At 58.6% G+C, this 536-nt stretch carries 1 pseudogene; it reads right to left on the bottom strand.

The features are described 5' to 3' along the window. Positions 1-87 precede the first annotated feature (87 nt). Positions 88-536: pseudogene (locus EN935_RS39625) on the bottom strand (acetyl/propionyl-CoA carboxylase subunit alpha); the annotation flags it as partial.

Below are 536 nucleotides of genomic sequence, written 5' to 3'. Positions count from 1 at the left end.
GACTATCAGAGCGTCGGCACGGTCGAATTCATCGTCGACAAGGACAAGAACTTCTATTTCCTTGAAATGAATACACGATTGCAGGTCGAGCTCCGTCACCGGATGCTCGACCTGCAATCGTGTATTCATTTCAAGGAAATAGAAGTTCTTGTCCTTGTCGACGATGAATTCGACCGTGCCGACGCTCTGATAGTCAACGGCCCTAGCCAGCGCCACTGACTGCTCGCCCATGGCCTTGCGTGTCTCGGCATCAAGAAATGGCGACGGCGCCTCTTCCGCCACCTTCTGGTTGCGGCGCTGGATCGAGCATTCGCGCTCGCCGAGATAGAGCGCGTTACCATGCGCGTCGGCCAACACCTGGATCTCGATATGGCGCGGATCGACGACGAATTTCTCGATGAAGACGCGGTCGTCGCCGAACGAGCTCTTGGCTTCCGAACGGGCTCGGTCGAAGCCGTCGCGCACTTCCGACTGGCTCCAGGCGATACGCATGCCCTTGCCGCCGCCGCCGGCCGAGGCCTTGATCATCACGGGAT

Origin of the sequence: Mesorhizobium sp. M7D.F.Ca.US.004.03.1.1 (assembly GCF_003998635.1) — a bacterium.
GTDB lineage: Bacteria > Pseudomonadota > Alphaproteobacteria > Rhizobiales > Rhizobiaceae > Mesorhizobium > Mesorhizobium loti.
This window is presented reverse-complemented; position numbering and strand designations above follow the sequence as displayed.